Below are 17,948 nucleotides of genomic sequence, written 5' to 3'. Positions count from 1 at the left end.
AAGGGCGTTTCCTTTGCGTAATCGTACGAAGAAAGAACAGAAAAATATAGATGAATTGGCTGGTTTTATTCTTATTGTAGCTGCATTAATAGGTTGGTACACTACCAAAAGTCTAATAGGAACCGGTATTGCAATAGGTATTGGGTTAGTTGTAATGATATTGGTGGCGGGATGGAGATCGGCTCGTTTTAAGAAGAGAATGCAACAATCTGGAATAGCTGAGATTGACCAGATGAGTGGACGACAATTTGAAGAGTATGTTGGTACTCTATTTCAGCATCAAGGGTACAAGGTTTCTTATACATCTACGACAGGTGATTTTGGAGCAGATTTAATTTTGAAAAAAGGAAAAGAAACGATTGTAGTTCAAGCCAAACGCTATAAGAAAGCTGTTGGTGTTAAAGCTGTGCAAGAAGTTATTCCCTCCATAAATATGTATAACGCAGGAGCAGCATGGGTTATTACAAATAGTACTTATACAAAACAGGCATTGATACTGGCTAAGAAAAATCATGTTCGAATGATCGAGCGGGATGAATTAATACAAATGAGCTTGGAAATGCAAAATACATTAATAAAGGAAAATGAAGATGTCTCAACAATGGAAAGAGGATCAACAATTTCTACTAAATAATATGAGCGCCTATCGTATAAAGATTGAAAACAAAGAAGTTAAAGAGGTTAGAAAAATAACAAAGGCTTTCGCAGAGACCGTATACAAAAATACTTCTGAATTGCATCATAGAAGTGTCAATTCAATTGTTGAACGTCTACCGTATTTAGATAATTTATTGGCTGGAGCATAGGAGAAAAATGGCTATCAAATACTGCATTCTTATAATAAAGCATTGAGAATGTGACAAKAAGGCTTTTAGGATCTGGATAAACAAGGATATTGAAAGGGGTGTTAATTTGTTATTGCATACGAACATCATAGGCGAAGGAGATCCAATAGTATTCTTACATACGGGTCTACAAACAGGTATGACGGACTTTGAATTTCAAAGAGAATACTTTAACAAAGAATACAAAGTTGTCCTCCCAGATCTAAGAGGTCATGGGCAATCATTTTCACATGATATCCAAAACTTCTTTAGTGATTCTGCGAAAGATTTATTGGAAACAATTAATCACTATAATATGAAAACTATTCATTTGGTAGGTTGTTCTTTAGGAGCACTGGTCGCGGTGAAGTTCTCGAAATTGTATCCCGAGCGAATTAATACTTTATCTATTTCAGGAATTACACCAGCTAGACCTGATAATTGGCTAGAACTTCATAAGCAGGATGTTGAATCACAAGCGAATTTATTGAACAATTATGAAGCTATTAATTATTTCGATCAATTACATGTTTCAGATTGGCGGCAATTCATCTATTACGGAAAAGATGAAGGCTGGTATCCATTTGAGGATTTGAATGCGATAGCTGAATTCAAATTCCCAGTGTTGTTTATAGTTGGTGAGGAAAAGCCCAATGAAACAATTGGAGCTATTACTTATCCTAAAGTAAGTGAAAATGTACATGTTGCCATTGTGCCATTTGCGGGGCATTTAGTTTATGCTGATCAGCCGAGGATATATAACAATATATTGGAAATGTTTATTGAAAGAGTGAAAACTTCTCCAAAGAGATGATAACAATGACTTAACTTTTGACCTTGTGATAAAAACAACGGAATGTGAAGTAGTAAGATCTCTGAGTAAACAGGGAAATTCGTCATTTGTACAATAGGACAGGTTTGGAAGTAACAAATTAATAAAAATTATTGGTAAAGGGGCGGGAACGAAATATATGCACCTAAAATGGGGTCGAAAATAATATGCTTTATATTTTTATCTCACTCCCTAGATTAGCCGTGCACACCATTGGAGTATGGATGGTGTCTTCTTATAAACCAAACTAGGTTCTAGCACAATCCAGGATTACGCTAGAACCTAGTAGCCTACTCATAGACTTTTCAAAGCATCCCCTATAGCCATATCACCAGCAACAAGATCAAACGAACGTTTAAAGGTGTTTTCCTCATTTAGTGCAGTGACAAGTGTTTTTGCAACATCTTCTCGTGGAATCGATCCACGCCGTAAGTTCTCGCCTACAGACACTTTTCCAGTTCCAGCTTCATTTAACAGACCACCTGGGCGAACAATTGTATAGTTGAGTTTACTAGCAATAAGTGCTTTATCTGCAAAATGTTTGGCAACCATATACGGTTTGATTGGACTATTCGCCCAGCTTTCTCTCTTATTTGCCTGGATAGCACTCACCATTACATAGCGATTGGCGCCAACTTTTTCCGCAGCTTCCATCGACTTTACAGCCCCATCCAAATCAATTAATAATGTTTTGTCTGGACCTGTATGACCACCAGACCCTGCAGTGAAAATAACAGCGTCGCAGCCTTGCATAGCGTTTGCAATTTCATCTACTGAACCTTCCAAATTGGCTACAACCGCTTCTACCCCTTTTTTTTGAAGTGCAGCAACCTGCGCTTCATCTCGAACCATTGCTCGTACTGTATGTTCTTTGCTTTCTTGGAGCAGATGGACGACATGTTTACCAATTTGACCATTTGCACCGATTAACAATATTTTCATCAGACACCCCTCCTTGAGTCTATTGTTTCAGAAGGGGTATTACTTATCAAGGAACATGCTTAAAATTCTGACTATATAAAAAGTGACCCTGTGTCGGAAACATTCATTGGTTTCTAGAGCAGGGATAAAATGGACTCTAACACACAATTTTACAGAATCCATAAGACGTCCACTGTCCCGATAACTGAAAATATAGATATATATCCTCTTTTATTTAAAGTATAATTTAACCAATATGTCTTAAAAAATGAGGTGGATTCACTTGCTGGACTTGCTTGTTATTATGCTTGAGAGGGTTGGCATGATTGTTGCCGTTGCCTTCATTTTGACTCGTTTTCAGTTTTTTAAAAACTTAGTGAATCGTGACAAATTGAATCGCAAGCAAGAGATTGCGGCAATTTTGTTTTTTGGCTTTTTTGGTATTGTGGGAACGTATTTTGGAGTCGCGCTCCATACAAATACATTACATTTTAATAGCGTCTCAGCAGTATTGGGTTCAGAAGAGGCCATTGCCAATTCGCGTGTCATCGGAGTGGTTGTTGCAGGTCTGTTAGGTGGTTACCGTGTGGGGATTGGTGCTGGTCTGATCGCAGGTATTCATCGTATGACATTGGGTGGATTTACGGCTGTTTCTTGTGGTCTTTCAACAATCATAGCAGGAGTAGTTGCAGGTGTTTTTTATCGAAAAGGAAGAGCCCTAAAACCGCTTACTATGTTTGGGATTGGTGCACTCATGGAAGCGATGCAAATGTCTATGATTTTATTGATATCCAAACCTTTCGAGCAAGCACTTACACTAGTCAAGGTCATTGGTATACCGATGATATTAGCAAATGGTGTTGGAACTGCACTTTTTCTACTGATTGTCTATAATGTGAACAGCCAACAAGAAAAAGTAATGGCATTGCAGGCGCAGAAAATGTTGCGCATTGCCAATCAGACACTAAGTTACTTGCGCAAGGGCATGAACTCTGTCACGGCAGAAGCCGTTTGTAATATTCTATTTCGTGAATTACAACCAAGTGCTGTAGCTATGACCAATCAAACCGACATTCTTGCGCATATTGGGCTTGCCAGTGATCACCATAAGGTAGGCAGTTCCATTCGGACAGATGAAACCAAGGATGTCATTCAACATGGAGAGGTGGTTGTTGTCAAGGATGGCACCATTCACTGCGATTATCCTGGCTGTCAATTAGGAGCAGCGGTCATTGTCCCACTCATTCAGCGGGGTGAAACCATTGGGACACTTAAACTGTATTATCCGACTGAAAAAGTCATTACAGATGATTATATTGAATTAATCGTCGCATTGAGCTCGCTATTAAGTAACCAACTAGAAATTGCCGAGACGGACCATGCTTATCAATTGGCAAAAGAGGCAGAAATTAAAGCATTGCAGGCGCAAATTAATCCCCACTTTTTATTTAATTCGATGAATATTATTGTGTCGTTGATACGAACGGACCCTGATCTTGCACGGAAACTTCTGACGTCCTTATCCTACTTTTTGCGGCAAAATGTCACAGGGACAACTGCGTCTCAAATAACACTTGAGCAAGAGCTATTACATGTTAAAGCCTATTTGGAAATAATAGAAGCTAGATTTATAGATCGATTGACCATTTTATATGACGTGGATAATCATTTGTTGTATGAGAAGATTCCTCCTTTCACATTACAGCCCATTATTGAAAATGCTATCCACCACGGCATTAATGATATGGAAAATAATAGTGTGGTTCAAATGTCGGTGTGTGACCTTGGCGCAGAGATTGAAATTAAGGTAGAAGACAATGGGAAAGGGATACCGCCTGAGCGACTTGCTGTTTTGGGCAACATGCAGCTAGAGTCTGAATCGGGAACCGGAGTAGGTTTATACAATATTAATCGTCGCTTACTAATGACGTTCGGGGACCAAGCAACATTAAAGATTGCAAGCAAAGAGAATGAAGGAACAGTGATTTCCTTTAGAATTCCTAAATTGGGGGTAAAAGTCTAATGGGGCCAATCAGTGCTTTGATTGTAGATGATGAACGATATGCACGTGAGGAATTAGCCTATTTACTAGGTAAGTTTCCAGGCATTCAAGTTATTGGAGAGGTTGAGAGCGGAGAGGCTGCTATTTTAAAGGCATTACAGCTTCAACCGGATGTTGTTTTTCTGGATATCGAGATGCCTAAAATGAATGGAATAGAAGTAGCCAAAACCTTGGTGGAGGTAAAAAAAGTGCCACTAATCATTTTTGCGACCGCCTATCCACAATTTGCGGTGGAGGCCTTTCGAATTAATGCCGTAGATTATTTACTGAAACCGTATGATGAACAGCAGCTCAAGCAAACGATAGAGCGTATTGAAAAGACATTATATCCTACACTAACAGTTGACAATACGGAGAAGCTTGGCAAATTGGCGATAGAAGCAGGCGGCGATATTGATTATATTCTGCCGCGGGATATTTTATATATCTATCGGAATGACAAAGTAACGAAAATCATTACACAAACCGATGACTATGATGTGCGGACAACGTTGAAAGAATTGGAAAGTCGCTTAGTATCATTTTCATTTTTTCGGATTCATAAAGGATATCTCGTTAATCTGAAATACGTTACCCGATTAACGCCATGGTTTAACGGTGCATATCAGCTTGAATTGGAAGGGGTAGATGAGAAACTTTCTGTCAGTAGAAATTATGTGAAAGATTTAAGACAGCGCTTGGAATTGTAATAACCTGTTAACCCTCTCTATTTGCATGTTAAACTCTTAAACTTGCATGTTACTCCGAAAAACTTCTATTTTAGAATATTTACCATAAACTGAATATATGGGGTAGAAAGAAAGAGACACAAATATAGGGGGATACATATGATTACATTTTTAAGTGCAATTGTAATATTAATCATTGCATACTTTACGTATGGGAAATTCATTGAAAAAATTTTTGGTCCTACGGATGCTCGAAAAACACCTGCATATGCAAATGCAGATGGGGTCGATTACGTGCCTATGCATAAGCAAAAAAATGCGCTCATTCAGCTGTTAAATATAGCTGGAACAGGTCCAATCTTCGGACCAATTATGGGTGCGCTATTCGGACCAGTCGCTTTCTTATGGATTGTTTTCGGAGCTATTTTTGCAGGGGCTGTACATGACTACTTAACGGGTATGATCTCTATTCGTAACAAAGGAGCACATATTCCGGAGCTTGCTGGAAAGTTTTTAGGTAATGTATCGAAACATATTGTAAACGTTTTCGCATTATTGCTTCTGCTATTAGTCGGAACTGTATTTGTAACGACTCCGGCTTCATTATTAGCAATATTAATGGATGGTAAAGTAGCATTATGGATATTAATCACAGTTATTTTTATTTATTATTTCTTATCTACGATTCTACCGATTGATAAAATTATCGGGAGACTGTACCCATACTTTGGTGCAATACTATTGATAGGGACTGTTGGGGTTGGGGCTGCTTTACTGTTCTCTGACTATACAATTCCAGAATTGTCGTTGACGAACATGCATCCAGATAATGTGCCGATTTTCCCGATTCTATTCTTTACGATTACATGTGGTGCACTGTCAGGCTTCCATGCTACGCAATCACCAATTATTTCTAGAACTACCGAAAAAGAATCACAAGGTCGTTATGTATTCTATGGCATGATGATTACGGAAGCAGTTATAGCGATGATTTGGGCTGCTGCGGCAATGAGTTTGTTAGACGGTCAAACATTAAGTGAGTTTATCAAAACGGGCACGCCTTCTGCAGTTGTCAATGAAGTATCTATGACTTTACTAGGAGCTATTGGTGGAACAATTGCGGTACTTGGAGCTGTAGTACTGCCGATCACATCAGGCGATACAGCGTTCCGTGCAGCACGTTCAATTATTGCAGATTATTTGAAAATTGATCAGAAAAAAGTGGCAAAACGTTTGATGATTGCTGTACCATTGTTTGCGATATCTGCTATGTTAACGCAAATTGATTTCAACATTTTGTGGAGATACTTCTCTTGGGCAAACCAAGCAACTGCGGCAATTGCTTTATGGATTGCGACAATGTATTTGTTTATTAAAGGGAAGAACTACTTTGTGTCGCTAGTCCCGGCACTGTTTATCACTTATATGGTCTTTGTCTATATTTTAAACGCGAAGATTGGATTTAGCTTAGACTTGAAGATTTCTTTCTATGTCGGAATCGTTTTAACTGTTATTTTGACAATCATGTTCTTTGTTAAAGCAAAAAATAATAAAGCGAATAAGATTGAAACAGATGTTGTGGTGGATGGTGTAGACGTGAATAATAGTAAATTGGCTTGAATGGACTCACAGAGAAACGGAATCGTTTCTCTGTGAGTTTTTTGTCGTATAAGTTAGTATTCAAATGTTAGTTATTAGGATTGTATTTAATGCTTCCAGGAAGCTTCTTGATAATGTTCCAAGCTTCAATTGCCCCTTCACGACTTTTCCCCTGATTTTTTGAGTCAGCAGCACTCATTCCATTTTCTTTACAAAACGATTGTAATTCTTCCTTTAACCAATAGAAATCTTGAAAACTTTCTATACTAATTTTTTGGGTGAGAATAGGTCTCATGATTTACACCTCCGTATTTAACTGTCTTTACTACAGAACGTTAGTTCCTTTTTTATCAAAAGTTTTTCTTAAGAGAAGTAAAATTATGAAAATAGTTTAATGTCAAAGAAGGTGATTCAAAGATTATCGGGACATTCGAACAACAGGTTAAATATATTTTTATTTTAGAAACAAATTAAAGTCCATATATAATGGAAGGAAACTCGCATACTTTGGATGTGTGTTTCCTTACTGAACAAGGTAGTACATTTAGTGATATGACTTTCAAAAATGTTAGCAATTACCTGTCCAATTATTAGCAATTGTCTAGAAATACATTGAAATATTGATAAAAATATTATATATTATAACTTATTAGCACGCTAAAGTAGTAGAGCGTTAATCGGAAATTGGTAAGTGAGAGAGGGGCATAAATATATGGAATCAAATACGGTTCTGCAACAAATAGAGGACGTTTATCAAGAAGTAATTGAGTGGCGCAGACATTTACATCAGCATCCGGAACTTTCATTTCAAGAACATAATACATCTCAATATGTCTATGATTTACTCGGAAGTTTCGGCGGTTTTGAATTATCAAGACCAACTAAAACAAGTGTAGTGGCACGTTTAAAAGGAAGTAAGCCTGGAAAAGTAATTGCGCTTCGTGCAGATATGGATGCTCTTCCTATAAAAGAAGAAACAACGTTACCATTTGTATCGACAAATGACGGTGTGATGCATGCGTGTGGACATGATGGTCATACGGCTATGCTTTTAGGAGCGGCAAAAGTGTTAAAAGACAACCGAGATGATTTAAGTGGTGAAGTGGTTTTCATCTTCCAACACGCGGAAGAATTGCCTCCGGGTGGAGCAGCGGAAATGGTTGCGGCAGGTGTACTTGATGGAGTAGATCAAGTGGTTGGTGTTCATTTATTTTCAACAGTTCCTACTGGGACTATAAATATTCGTTACGGTGCTGTTACGGCAGCGAGTGATGTGTTTGAGATGACGGTTCAAGGGAAAGGTGGACATGCTTCCACACCTGAATTGACAATAGACCCACTTGCTACAGGTGCTCAAATTGTAACAGGATTGAATCATATTATTTCCCGTTCCGTAGCTCCTTTAGAAGCAGGGGTAGTGTCTGTCACTAAGTTTACTGCAGGCGGGGAAGCGTTAAATGTTATTCCAGATACAGTGGAAATTGGTGGATCTGTTCGAACGCTGAGTAGCGAAGTCCGTGAACTTGTCAAAAATCGCATAATAGAAGTTGCGGAAGGGATCGCAAAGGCAAATGGTGCTGAAGTAAAGGTTAATTATACCTATGGCTATGGATCCGTTATGAATGATAAGGAAGTCACAGACCAAGTGGTGGGTGTATTAGAAGAGCATTTATCGGAAAACAAACTGGAATGGGTTGACCCGATACTTGGTGGGGAAGACTTTTCTGCTTTTAGTGATGAAAAATCCGCTTGCTTTGTTATTATTGGTGCGGGAAATGTAGAAAAGGGTATAACACACCCGCACCATCATCCAAAATTCGATATTGACGAAAATGCATTATTAGATGGGCTAAAATTTCATGTTTTTACTGCCTTTACTCTAACTCAAAATAAATAAGCATCTTAGAAGGAGAAATTATGGCTCAAAATACAGAGAAAAAGAAAAGGTCGTTTTTTGACCGAATGCTTGATTCAATAGAATTTGCGGGTAACAAATTACCAGATCCGATTGTATTATTTATCATTCTTTGCGGTGTAGCTTTAGTGGCATCTTTTGTTACCTCGTTATTTAATGTATCTGCTGTTCATCCAGTCACTGGAGAGACAGTAGAAGCGACTAATCTTTTGACCGGTGATGGTCTAGTAAATATTTTGACGAATTCCGTTACCAACTTCAGTTCATTTGCTCCGCTTGGTATGGTTCTTGTCATGATGATTGGGATTGGACTAGCAGAACAAAGTGGTTTCTTTGCAGTACTTATGAAGCGTGCAGTAATGGCGACACCTAAAAAATTGATCATTCCAAGCGTAATTCTTATTGCCATTATTGGGAATGCTGCGGGAGATGCAGGTCCAATTGTTTTGCCACCGCTTGCTGCCGCAGTTTTGATGGCGTTTGGTTATCATCCTTTAGTTGGATTAGTTGTCGCATATGCTTCGACGTTAGGGGCATTTGCAGCTAACCTAATAATCGGTATGTCGGATACGCTAGTTGCTGGATTTACGGGACCTGCTGCGCAAACAGTGGATCCAAGTTATGTTGCAAATCCTGCTATGAATTATTATTTTATCGCTGTATCAACTGTTGTGCTTTTATTTGTTTCTTTATGGGTTACGCATAAGTTTACGATTCCTCGTTTTGGTACGTATACAGGCGAAATAGAAGAAATGGAAGTTGTCTCTTCTGAGGAAAAGCGAGGACTCCGGTGGGCTGGCATTTCTGCTGTTGTTTTTGTGCTTATCCTATTAGCAATGATCATTCCAGAAAACGGACTTTTACGTAATCCTGAAACCGGTTCTATTATAGAGGGTTCTCCATTAATTGCTGGGATTGTGCCACTATTAACGATCTTTTTCTTTATACCAGGATTGTTTTATGGAATTGGTGCTAAGTCCATTAAAAGCTCAAAAGACTTTGGGAATATGTTAGGGAAGTCTATGAGTACGATGGGACCGTATATTGTATTGGTGTTCTTCGCAGCTCAGTTACTTTCATTCTTTGCGGCTAGTAATCTAGGTCCGATTATAGCGATCAAAGGGGCAAACATTCTGGATAGTGCTGGGATTACAGGTATTCCTTTAATCGTCCTATTCATCATTTTTGTTGCATGTGTGAACTTATTGATCGGAAGTGCATCCGCAAAATGGGCGATTTTAGCTCCAATCTTCGTGCCGATGTTCATGTACTTGGATTATGACCCAGCGTTTACGCAAGCGATTTATCGTGTAGGAGATTCTATTACAAATCCAATTACGCCGATGCTTCCATACTTAGTCTTATTACTATCATTTGCGAAAAAGTATGATAAAAATATTGGTTTAGGAACTTTAATTTCGGCTCTTTTCCCTTATACCGTATTCTTTGGAATCGTGTGGATTATACTTGTTATTGTTTGGTACTTATTAGGATTGCCGGTTGGACCTGAGGGACCGATTCATTTATAAACTAAAAGAGCCGTTTCAAATTCTCCAAAAGGAGGTATTGAAACGGTTCTTTTTTATACGGGTAGATTTTGTGCTTCTAATGCTTTTTCAAGGAATTTGGCTAGCTCCAGCATGCCGTACTTGCCTTCCTTCGCTTCTGCATCACTGTTATAGTTTGTGTTCGTATTAATGTCATAGGTGTACACCGTACCATTTTCATCCGAAATAAATTCAATCCCTGCCACTGCTATTTTATTTGCTTGTAAAAAAGCCTCGTATTGTACAATTTGTTCTGAATCAACCTCGTGGATGATTTCGAATTTCGGTTTCTCTTCTACTTGTTCGCCAACAGGACAGAATAGATCATCGATTTGGCAAGCGTCTGCTGGGCAAAGTTCGAAGCCGTTTGATGTATCTACTTTGACTGCGTACACGAATTTTCCACCTACAAATTCGGCGCGGGTAATAAATGATTCTGGTGCTTTAATGTATTCCTGAATTAAGGTAATGCCGTCCACCGGTTCATCATATAGCTCACTGTTTAAGTAAGCCTTTAACGCATCAATGGAGTGGAATAATTGTACGCCTAATCCTTTTCCAGCACGATTATGTTTTGTAATAAAAGAAGCTTTCCCTAATTTTTCAGCAGCTTTTATGACTTGCTCTTTCCCAACTGCACCGATTGTTTTAGGAGTACGAATGCCTGCTTTTTCTAATGCAAGGTATTGATTGATTTTACTTAATTCTAAAGACAGTGCACTTGTACCATTAAATACTGTACGTCCGTGAAACTCCAGCCAAGCAAGCACTCCAGCTGTTAGTTCCGGTGCATAACGGTGATTGCGTGTATGGGATGAAGCACTCATACGGCTATAGAAAACACCTTCTGGAGGCGCTACAGTTAAGTCGACAATCCCCTCATCTAAATGCCATAATTCGTAAGGTAGATTAAGTTCTTCTAATCGTTTTGTTAAATGAATTGTCCATTCATTATTTTCGTGGATAACGTAAATTTTAGACATATTATCTAGCTCCTAACTTTTGAGATCTTAGCTGTTCAACAATTGGCATTACTTTTTCAGAGAAGCGTTGCATTTCCTCCAGTTGTGGCGAAAATTGAAGTATAAGTAGATTCACACCCACTTCTTCATACGCTAATATTGTTTTCGCGATTTGCTCTGGTGTACCAATTAAATTTGGACGTAAACCACGGTTTGATACGGAATAATCCTTTAAGCTAACTTTGACATTGAGTTGAGATTTACGGATGAAATCCTGATAGCCCGCATAACCTGTGCTATTCTCTTGTACATTTTGAATGCGCGCTAGCTCAGCTTGTACCTCTTCCTCCGTATCACGACAAACAATATAGGCAGACATTCCAAACGTATCAAATGCCTMTTTGCCAAGTTGTACACGTCGTTTTTTCATATCTTCAATCTTCTCTTGCACCTCTTCAATCGTGCCACCATGCATAACGTATGAATCGCAGCTTTTAGCTATTGCTTGTTTTCCTGCTTCACTTTCTCCTCCCGCATATAGAGGGATATGTTGATTGCGAACTGGCTTGGGCGATAAGTAAGTATTTTCATATTCATAAAATTTCCCTTGGAATGAGTAAGGTGTTTGTGTCCATAAGCCCTTTAATACTTCAAGGAATTCCTCTGTACGAGCATAACGCTCATCGTGAGCAGTAAATACACCACCATATTGGCGTGCTTCTTCTTCCCACCAAGCGGACACGACATTTAATGAAATTCTGCCTCCACTAATATGGTCGATATTCGACGCTGTTTTTGCAAATAATGCTGGATTGTAAAACCCTGGGCGGATGGCAGTTAAGATTTCTAATTTATTCGTAACCGCTGCAATTGCCGCCGTTGTAGACCATGCATCTAATGTAGCGGCTTCCATTCCTTTAATATCATTCAAGTTTAACTCTGCAATGAGTGTCATATCATAGCCTAAGTTTTCCGCATTTTGTGCCACTTTTTTTACATAGTCAAATGTAGCAGGCATATTTTCATCCTCTACATTACGTAGCCATCCTCCGAAAACTGGTAACCAAAAACCATATTTCATTAGTTAATCCACCTTTTTATATTTTATTAGAATTATCAGTCTCTTGAATACAAACTAATCCTACCATATAACTTGTGTTTTTAACAATGAAACTCCTTAAAATTTAGTTGAAAAGTTGACTTTGTATGCATTTGATCTAACTACTAAAATAATTCTGAATTGCATTAGAACCTAGTACCTTTCAGTGAATCTGGCATGATACAATAACGATATTAAATGAGTGGAGGAATTTATATGTACAGCTTTAAGAATGATTACGCTGAAGGAGCACATCCAAGAATTTTACAGGCTTTAATAGATTCGAATTTTGTACAAGAAGAAGGCTATGGAAATGATAGCTTTACTAAAAAAGCAATCGAGCTTTTGAAGGGGAAATTAGAAAGACAGGATGTAGATATACACCTATTATCGGGCGGAACCCAAACAAATTTAACAGCAATTTCCGCTTTTCYTCGACCTCATGAAGCAGCAATTTCTGCTAGTACCGGACACATATTTACACATGAAACGGGTGCGATTGAAGCTACTGGACATAAAGTCATATCGGTAGAAACGAAAGATGGGAAATTGAATCCCTTCCTAATAAAAGAAGTCCTGGACCTACATACAGATGAACATATGGTAAAACCAAAGTTGGTTTACCTATCAAATACGACAGAAATAGGCTCAATCTACATGAAGAGTGATTTGTTGGCTTTAAGTGACTTTTGTAAAGAGCATAATCTTTTACTGTATATAGATGGGGCAAGACTTGGGTCAGCGCTATGCTCCGATGATAATGATTTGAAACTAAGTGATATTCCTACACTTGTGGATGCTTTTTATATTGGTGGTACGAAAAATGGTGCACTTTTAGGAGAGGCATTAGTCATTTGCCGAGATTCTTTAAAAGAAGATTTTCGTTTTCATTTGAAGCAAAAAGGGGCACTTTTAGCAAAAGGGAGACTTTTAGGTAGTCAATTTTATGAACTGTTCCAGGAGGATTTATTTTTCGAATTAGCTCAACATGCCAATAAGATGGCGGCCATTCTTAGGGAAGCATGTAGAAATGCCGATTTTTCATTTTTGACTCATTCTCCATCGAATCAAATCTTTCCTATATTACCAAACGCCCTTATTGAGGAGCTTCAAAAAAAATACGCATTTATTGTATGGGAAAAAGTTGATACTACCCATTCGGCGATTCGCTTAGTAACATCATGGGCGACAAAAGAGGAAAAAGTAAAAGAATTTGTGGAGGATTTGAAAAAAATCTAAATTTTTTTGTCCCTGTGTCGCGAACAATTTAGAATTGTTTCTGACACAGGGACATTTTTTAAATCTCTTCCAAAATTCCTTTTACCAATCCTACAAATTTAACTTTTACTTGACTAGCAACTTCAATTACTTCCTCATGATTCAACGGTTGATCTAATATTCCACATGCCATATTCGTTAAGCAAGAGATACCAAGTACCTTCATCCCGCCGTGAGTAGCTATTATCGCTTCTGGTACTGTAGACATACCGACAGCGTCAGCCCCTAATGTACGGATCATACGAATTTCTGCCGGAGTTTCGTAAGTAGGTCCGCTCCACCAAGCATATACACCTTGTTGTAATGGTATATTTTGTTCATTTGCTACTTTATTCGCAATACTACGAAGTTCCTTGCTATATACATCTGATAAATCAGGGAAACGAGTTCCTAATTCATCGTTGTTTGGTCCGATTAACGGATTAGCCCCTGTTAAATTAATATGATCCGAAATTAACATTAAATCTCCAGGGCTAAAGCTTGTATTTACTGCGCCGCAAGCATTTGTAATGATCACGTTTTCAATTCCTAGTGCTTTCATCACACGTACGGGGAAAGTTACCTCATCTAAAGTAAAACCTTCATAATAATGAAAACGACCTTTCATCGCAGCAACTATCTTTCCGTTTAATTCACCGATAACAAGTTCGTTTGCGTGTCCAATTGCTTCGGATTTTGCGAAGTGTGGAATCTCGCTATAAGGAATTTTAACAGCGTTTTGAATATCATCGGCAAGACTTCCTAGCCCCGAGCCTAAAATCAGTCCAATAGAAGGACGGTGGTTTGTTTTACTCATAATGAAATCTCTAGTTTCAATAATATCTTGCATGTTATGCATACATAATTCCTCCTTAAAATAGTACGTTAAGTGTACTTCCTTTTTAATAAAATCCATGTTGTCGTTAAAAGTTTAATGGAGGGAAGGAATATTGTAAAGAAAACTATAAATCACTATTTGACGTTTCCAGAAGTATTCTATATCATATACAAGTACCCGACTTAATCGGGAGAGGTTCATAGCTGATACCCTCTATAAAAAACTATGGATACATGACGTTTCGCCATGTCCATATTTGGGCATGGCTTTTTTGTTTTTATCCTATATGTTTGCGATAGACTGGTTAGAGATGCCTCGTTAGAAACATTTTATTAGGAGGTTTTTATTATGTCTGGCAGAAGCCAAGAAGAAGGTTTGAAGGATTTAACATTGTTGGGGAATCAGGGGACAAAATATTCTTTTGAATATGCACCGGAAGTATTGGAGTCAGTAGATAGTCTCCATTCCAATCGGGATTATTTCGTAAAATTTAATTGTCCAGAGTTTACTAGTTTATGCCCGATTACACAACAGCCTGATTTTGCGACAATGTATATTTCGTACATACCGGATAAAAAGATTGTAGAAAGTAAATCGCTAAAATTGTATTTATTTAGTTTTAGAAATCATGGAGATTTCCATGAAGATTGCGTCAACATCATCATGAACGATCTAATTAAATTATTGGACCCGAGATATATCGAAGTTTGGGGAAAATTCACACCACGTGGGGGAATATCCATTGATCCATGGTGTAACTATGGTAGACCAGGGACCAAATATGAAGAGATGGCAAATTATCGTTTGATGAACCATGATCTTTACCCTGAAAAAATAGATAATCGATAAATTGAATAGTCCGCATAAAGGAAGAGGTTATTAGCTACCCTCTTTAAAAAACTAAGAAGAAAACGGCATTCTTTTTAGAGTGCCGTTTTTTTGTTATAAGGGAGTTTTACTGATGAATCAGGAAAAGGCAATTATTGTATTTAGTGGAGGCCAGGACAGTACAACTTGTCTGTTCTGGGCAAAAGAACGTTTTAAAGAGATTGAGGCTGTGACTTTCGATTATGGGCAAAGGCATCGTCTTGAAATTGAATGTGCCAAAGCAATAACAGAGGAGCTTGGTATCAAGCATCATATTCTCGATATGTCTCTTTTAAATCAGCTCGCACCGAATGCATTAACTCGAGATGATATAGAGGTAGAAGACGGAGAAGAAGGTGGATTGCCGTCGACTTTTGTACCTGGTCGGAATATGCTCTTTCTTTCATTTGCAGGAGTTTTAGCGAGCCAAGTAGGAGCCAAGCATATTGTGACTGGGGTTTGTGAAACCGATTTTAGCGGATATCCCGATTGCCGAGATATTTTTGTTAAATCATTGAATGTAACGTTAAATTTAGCGATGGATGATACTTTTGTGGTGGATACACCACTTATGTGGCTGAATAAGGCGCAAACATGGGAGCTTGCGGACCAGCTTGGAGCACTTAAGTTTGTACGGGAAAGAACGTTGACTTGTTATAACGGTGTAATTGCAGATGGTTGCGGGGAATGTCCAGCTTGTAGGCTGCGAAAAAAAGGGCTTGATGAATATTTAAGCTTCCAAAAGGAGTCTTAGGCTATGACTCATTTTAGAATTGTCGATAAGCTGCAAAAAATTGGGGAAGATATTCAAAGTGGTCAATTAAAGTATCATCAAAAGCGAGTTCTCGTGAGCAAAGAATTTACTTTCGATGCTGCCCATCATTTACACAACTACGAAGGAAAATGTAAAAATTTGCACGGTCATACGTATCGTGCCGTATTAGGGTTAAGCGGATATACGGATGACCGCGGCTTGGTGATTGATTTTGGCGATATAAAAGAAATATGGAAACAAAAAATAGAGATCTATTTAGATCATCGTTATTTGAATGAAACACTTCCACCGATGAATACGACGGCAGAAAACATCGTTGTCTGGATTTACGAGAAACTAAGCGAAACATTGCTTGAGGAAGAACGATATGACGGGGCACGTGTAGAATTTATCAGGTTATATGAAACTCCAACAAGCTACGCTGAAGCGAGACGGGAGTGGATGGAAGTTGAGTAAGATACCTGTAATGGAGATATTTGGGCCTACTATACAAGGGGAGGGAATGGTAGTTGGACAGAAAACAATGTTTGTTCGAACTGCTGGCTGTGATTATTCCTGTTCCTGGTGTGATTCATCGTTTACATGGGATGGGAGTGGAAAGCATCTTATCGTCCAAATGACTGCAGAGGAAATTTGGTCTGAGTTGAAACGTATTGGAGGTAATGGTTTTTCATTTGTCACCATTTCGGGTGGAAATCCAGTACTGCTTCGAAACTTAGAATCACTCATTGCTCTTTTAAAAGAAAGTGATATGAAGATCGGAGTAGAGACACAAGGAAGCAAATGGCAGGAATGGTTGTATGATATCGATGAATTGACGATTTCGCCAAAGCCTCCCAGCTCCGGAATGATCACGGATTTTTCTGTGTTATCTGCTATCATCGGAAAACTTATAAATCGAAACAGTGAGCAGCATATTTCTCTCAAAATAGTCGTTTTCAATCAAGAGGATTATGAGTATGCCAAGCAAGTACACCATCGATACCCAGGGATTCCTTTTTATCTCCAAGTGGGTAATGATGAAATTACAACAACTGACAACCCACAGCTGATCAACCATCTATTAAAGAAATACGAGATGCTGATTGATTGGGTAATTGCTGATGAAGAATTAAAAGATGTCAAAGTACTACCACAGCTTCACGCGCTTATTTGGGGAAATAAAAGAGGCGTATAGCCATAAAAATTACTTGAGGAGTAACATCATGAGAATATTATTTTATTTATTATCTATCGTCACTGCTAATGTAGTAACAGCAGCATTCGCACCATTACAGCTAGGCGTGTTTATCGTCCCTATGGGAACGCTTTTGATTGGAGCAACTTTCATTTTCCGAGATCTTGTACAAAATAAATACGGAAGGAAAAAGACATATTTATTTATTATTATAGCTTTAGGTTTATCCGCGTTGGTTTCATTCATGCTTGGGGACACATTATTAATTGTAGTGGCATCCGCACTGTCATTTGTTGTCGCTGAAACAGCGGATACTGAGATCTATACAAGGCTGAAACTGCCAATGGCTTGGCGTGTGTTTTATAGCGGAATTGTCGGAGGATTTCTAGACTCTGTCATTTTCGTTATAATTGGCTTAAGTCCACTTGGAGCTAATTTTCTCCCTTGGGAAGCAGTGCCTTTTGCTATTTTGGGACAAATTATCGTGAAGACGGTTATTCAAATGTTTGGTGCATTGGTATTGAACCAAGTTTATGTAAGTAGAAGAAAGCAGCTTGTTTCAGAATAAAAAAAAACCCTGTGTAGGAAACAATTCTGAATTGGTT

At 38.4% G+C, this 17,948-nt stretch carries 18 protein-coding genes and 1 riboswitch; of the genes, 13 read left to right on the top strand and 5 right to left on the bottom strand.

The window, feature by feature from the left end; translation table 11 throughout:
* Positions 1-13: 13 nt before the first annotated feature.
* Together AC1DFT_RS05885 and AC1DFT_RS05880 are read left to right on the top strand one after the other, a co-directional pair.
* Positions 14-634, top strand: coding sequence for a restriction endonuclease (locus AC1DFT_RS05885; protein WP_477918255.1), 621 nt, complete (start codon positions 14-16; stop codon positions 632-634).
* Between the two features lie 278 nt (positions 635-912).
* On the top strand, positions 913-1,638 hold the full coding sequence (locus tag AC1DFT_RS05880; RefSeq protein ID WP_477918254.1) for an alpha/beta fold hydrolase: 726 nt from the start codon (positions 913-915) through the stop codon (positions 1,636-1,638).
* A 312-nt stretch (positions 1,639-1,950) separates the two neighbouring features.
* Here AC1DFT_RS05880 and AC1DFT_RS05875 read toward each other — a convergent pair whose 3' ends face one another.
* Complete coding sequence (locus AC1DFT_RS05875; RefSeq protein ID WP_477918253.1) at positions 1,951-2,598, bottom strand: SDR family oxidoreductase; 648 nt, start codon at positions 2,596-2,598, stop codon at positions 1,951-1,953.
* A gap of 283 nt (positions 2,599-2,881) precedes the next feature.
* Between AC1DFT_RS05875 and AC1DFT_RS05870 the strand changes: the two genes are divergently transcribed.
* From AC1DFT_RS05870 to AC1DFT_RS05860, 3 genes are all read left to right on the top strand, one after another.
* Complete coding sequence (locus tag AC1DFT_RS05870; RefSeq protein ID WP_477918252.1) at positions 2,882-4,600, top strand: LytS/YhcK type 5TM receptor domain-containing protein; 1,719 nt, start codon at positions 2,882-2,884, stop codon at positions 4,598-4,600.
* Positions 4,600-5,328, top strand: coding sequence for a LytR/AlgR family response regulator transcription factor (locus AC1DFT_RS05865; RefSeq protein ID WP_477918251.1), 729 nt, complete (start codon positions 4,600-4,602; stop codon positions 5,326-5,328). The genes AC1DFT_RS05870 and AC1DFT_RS05865 overlap by 1 nt, the downstream gene beginning before the upstream one ends.
* A 138-nt stretch (positions 5,329-5,466) precedes the next feature.
* Positions 5,467-6,927 (top strand): carbon starvation CstA family protein, encoded by a 1,461-nt coding sequence (locus tag AC1DFT_RS05860; protein ID WP_477918250.1) that lies wholly within the window; start codon positions 5,467-5,469, stop codon positions 6,925-6,927.
* Positions 6,928-6,994: 67 nt separating this feature from the next.
* Here the strand turns inward: AC1DFT_RS05860 and AC1DFT_RS05855 are convergent, their stop codons facing one another.
* On the bottom strand, positions 6,995-7,201 hold the full coding sequence (locus AC1DFT_RS05855) for a hypothetical protein (protein WP_477918249.1): 207 nt from the start codon (positions 7,199-7,201) through the stop codon (positions 6,995-6,997).
* 417 nt (positions 7,202-7,618) lie between these two features.
* Between AC1DFT_RS05855 and AC1DFT_RS05850 the strand changes: the two genes are divergently transcribed.
* Positions 7,619-8,803: a M20 metallopeptidase family protein gene (locus AC1DFT_RS05850; protein ID WP_477918248.1), complete on the top strand. Its 1,185-nt coding sequence runs from the start codon at positions 7,619-7,621 to the stop codon at positions 8,801-8,803.
* Between the two features lie 20 nt (positions 8,804-8,823).
* Positions 8,824-10,350: an AbgT family transporter gene (locus AC1DFT_RS05845; RefSeq protein WP_477918247.1), complete on the top strand. Its 1,527-nt coding sequence runs from the start codon at positions 8,824-8,826 to the stop codon at positions 10,348-10,350.
* Between the two features lie 53 nt (positions 10,351-10,403).
* Here AC1DFT_RS05845 and AC1DFT_RS05840 read toward each other — a convergent pair whose 3' ends face one another.
* Both AC1DFT_RS05840 and AC1DFT_RS05835 read right to left on the bottom strand, forming a co-directional pair.
* Positions 10,404-11,351: an ATP-grasp domain-containing protein gene (locus tag AC1DFT_RS05840; RefSeq protein WP_477918246.1), complete on the bottom strand. Its 948-nt coding sequence runs from the start codon at positions 11,349-11,351 to the stop codon at positions 10,404-10,406.
* Position 11,352: 1 nt separating this feature from the next.
* Positions 11,353-12,411, bottom strand: a complete 1,059-nt coding sequence (locus AC1DFT_RS05835) for an LLM class flavin-dependent oxidoreductase (RefSeq protein WP_477918245.1) — start codon at positions 12,409-12,411, stop codon at positions 11,353-11,355.
* A 234-nt stretch (positions 12,412-12,645) separates the two neighbouring features.
* On the opposite strand from AC1DFT_RS05835, the gene AC1DFT_RS05830 reads away from it, so the two are divergent.
* On the top strand, positions 12,646-13,668 hold the full coding sequence (locus AC1DFT_RS05830) for a threonine aldolase family protein (protein ID WP_477918244.1): 1,023 nt from the start codon (positions 12,646-12,648) through the stop codon (positions 13,666-13,668).
* Between the two features lie 58 nt (positions 13,669-13,726).
* Here the strand turns inward: AC1DFT_RS05830 and AC1DFT_RS05825 are convergent, their stop codons facing one another.
* On the bottom strand, positions 13,727-14,545 hold the full coding sequence (locus AC1DFT_RS05825; protein ID WP_477918243.1) for a purine-nucleoside phosphorylase: 819 nt from the start codon (positions 14,543-14,545) through the stop codon (positions 13,727-13,729).
* 165 nt (positions 14,546-14,710) lie between these two features.
* Positions 14,711-14,757, top strand: a riboswitch (PreQ1 riboswitch).
* Positions 14,758-14,872: 115 nt separating this feature from the next.
* On the opposite strand from AC1DFT_RS05825, the gene queF reads away from it, so the two are divergent.
* The 5 genes from queF (at position 14,873) to AC1DFT_RS05800 (ending at position 17,911) form a co-directional block, all read left to right on the top strand.
* Positions 14,873-15,373: a preQ(1) synthase gene (queF, locus tag AC1DFT_RS05820; RefSeq protein WP_477918242.1), complete on the top strand. Its 501-nt coding sequence runs from the start codon at positions 14,873-14,875 to the stop codon at positions 15,371-15,373.
* A gap of 112 nt (positions 15,374-15,485) precedes the next feature.
* Positions 15,486-16,145 carry a 7-cyano-7-deazaguanine synthase QueC gene (queC, locus tag AC1DFT_RS05815; protein WP_477918241.1) on the top strand — a complete coding sequence of 220 codons (660 nt, stop codon included), beginning with the start codon at positions 15,486-15,488 and terminating at the stop codon, positions 16,143-16,145.
* Between the two features lie 3 nt (positions 16,146-16,148).
* A complete protein-coding gene (gene queD / locus AC1DFT_RS05810; RefSeq protein WP_477918240.1) occupies positions 16,149-16,622 on the top strand; it encodes a 6-carboxytetrahydropterin synthase QueD in 474 nt (157 codons plus the stop codon).
* Positions 16,615-17,343 carry a 7-carboxy-7-deazaguanine synthase QueE gene (queE, locus tag AC1DFT_RS05805; protein WP_477918239.1) on the top strand — a complete coding sequence of 243 codons (729 nt, stop codon included), beginning with the start codon at positions 16,615-16,617 and terminating at the stop codon, positions 17,341-17,343. Before queD ends, queE begins: the two co-directional genes overlap by 8 nt.
* Before the next feature lie 28 nt (positions 17,344-17,371).
* Positions 17,372-17,911 carry a VUT family protein gene (locus AC1DFT_RS05800; protein ID WP_477918238.1) on the top strand — a complete coding sequence of 180 codons (540 nt, stop codon included), beginning with the start codon at positions 17,372-17,374 and terminating at the stop codon, positions 17,909-17,911.
* Positions 17,912-17,948: the final 37 nt, after the last annotated feature.

The sequence above is a fragment of the Psychrobacillus sp. 05T411 genome (assembly GCF_056396485.1).
Note: the sequence above shows the minus strand (reverse complement) of the source record. Positions and strands in the feature narration are given on the sequence as shown.